Genomic DNA, 2,221 nt, shown 5'->3' with positions numbered 1-2,221 from the left:
TTTTTTGGCTACTTTTTTATCAAGAAAAAAGTAACAACAAAAATTCATTTTTTACCAGTGTCAGGAACAGATACACCATCATACCGCTCCTAAAAAACTGGATTGCATATATTCTCTTTGTTAGGCTATAACACACGTCCGTAGGTGAGGGCTGAATGGATGCTCTATTTACCACTCCGACTAAGCAGGAACAGATATATCTGAAGATTCACTGATTTGTAATTGACCAGGATGTTGATAGTATATTTCTTTCTTATCTAACATGGCCCTTATAACATCCAATAATTCTTTCTCTTTTTCAGGAGCCACTGCTTCTATTATTTTTTTTAGATCTTGTTTGCCATGTTTAATGGCATGCATAACATAGTTTCTACCTTCTGTTATAAGTTCATCTTTTATAGTTCTGGTTGCCTTGCTTTTGCAAATATCGCATTGGTTACACACCAATTCATTTTCATCAAAATAATCCAATAATACAGCCAAGCGACAGCGGCGATCATTGGTAACATATTCTATTACTGACTCTATTTGTTGATAAGCTGTTTTATTTCTTTGCTCAATTTTATGAATGGGTAAGGGTAGTTCAGTAGCAAGATAACGTGGTGTTAAAAAAGTAATTTGTGGAGTTGCTTTTTGTGGAAAGTATTCTAAAACCTTTAGTCGATGCAAGGCATGTAATTGTTCCTGTACTTTAGATTCTGCAAGTTGAGTGAACTGGGCTATTTTTTTTTCAACAATCGTACAATATGGTGTAAAAAGTGTGCCACCATAGAGCCTTAACAGTCCTTTAATGCACCAATCATAAGCAGGATGATGGAGTTGGAATGCATACAAATCTTCCCTAGATAACAAAAAATAAACCCTTGATGGCTGATAATAGGCCTCATTAAGTTGTATAAACCCTTCTAACTCCAATGCTTTTAATCCATAATAGGCCTCTTTCGTGTATAACCCGGTTGTCTGCTTAAAATCTTCTAAGTCGAAATCATAAGTTACAAAAGCATGAGAACCAACCGCAATTTTATAATAATTAACCAGATGCTGGTAAACTTTTCTTATTTGATCAATAGTCGGATAACTTTCTTTACATTTTTGTTTTAAAAGTATAATGTCTTGTAAATCATACCAAAGAATAGCATAAGCAGTCAAATTATTCCGACCAGCTCTTCCTGCTTCCTGACAATAAGCTTCTAATGAAGCAGGTAAATCTAAGTGCACCACTAAAGAAACATCTGCTTTATCAATACCCATACCAAAGGCCGCTGTAGCCACCATAATGCGTACTTTATTTTGCGTCCATAAGTTTTGCTTAATAGCTCTATCAGCCGTAGTTAAACCAGCATGGTAAAATACACTAGTCATACCATTTTTTTGCAAAAAATTAGCTATGGTTTCTGTTTTTTTCCGTGTGTTTACATAGATAATAGCCGGTCCAGCAGTCTGTTTTAAAGCTTTGAGCAGTTGTGCTTCTTTATGATCTGTTTTGCGTACCCAGTAAATAAGATTAGGTCTATGAAAAGTTTGTGCAAAAAGGAGTGGTTTATTCAATTGCAAACGATTTTGAATATCTTGTTTAACCCTTTTAGTGGCAGTAGCGGTAAAGGCTACTGTATTAGCCTTTGGAATGGTTTGCTTAAAATGTGCAATTGCTAAATAAGAAGGTCTAAAGTCATAGCCCCATTGAGAAATACAATGAGCTTCATCCACCACTAAGGTGGTAATAGACATGGTAGCGGCACGCAATTTAAAGAGGTCAGTCTGTAATCGTTCTGGAGATACATACAATAATTTAACATTACCATATAAACAATTATCTAGCCTGCGCTCTATTTCTACGCTAGACATACCTGAGAAAATAGCCTCTGCATGAACACCTCTTTGGGCAAGTTGGGTGACTTGATCCTTCATAAGCGCAATAAGTGGTGTTACAACAAGCGTTAACCCTTCTTTGCACAAAGCTGGTAATTGAAAACAAAGTGATTTTCCACTACCAGTAGGTAAAAAAACCAATACATCTCGACCATCTATAATAGTCCTAATGATGGCTTCCTGAAGGGGTCTAAAAGCGTGATAGCCCCAATGTTTGCTTAATAAATCATAAACTTTTCCCATGGTTTGGAATGGCTTTCTAGCTGCTTTAGAGTAGAATAAATAAAAAAAGTTATTGTCTCAACTATAATTATTCTTAGATAGTTTTTCACTTGTATCCGTTCACGACTGT

At 35.7% G+C, this 2,221-nt stretch carries 1 protein-coding gene; it reads right to left on the bottom strand.

Annotation, left to right across the window (positions count from 1 at the left end):
* Positions 1-180 precede the first annotated feature (180 nt).
* Positions 181-2,112, bottom strand: a complete 1,932-nt coding sequence (locus tag MUW73_RS03935) for a RecQ family ATP-dependent DNA helicase (protein ID WP_243018685.1) — start codon at positions 2,110-2,112, stop codon at positions 181-183.
* Positions 2,113-2,221: the final 109 nt, after the last annotated feature.

Source organism: Candidatus Cardinium sp. cByotN1 (genome assembly GCF_022810525.1).
Lineage (GTDB): Bacteria > Bacteroidota > Bacteroidia > Cytophagales > Amoebophilaceae > Cardinium.
Note: the sequence above shows the minus strand (reverse complement) of the source record. Positions and strands in the feature narration are given on the sequence as shown.

Coding starts and splice junctions, on each gene's coding strand:
- MUW73_RS03935 (WP_243018685.1), bottom strand. CDS start 2,112: ATGGGAAAAGTTTATGATTTATTAAGCAAACATTGGGGCTATCACGCT.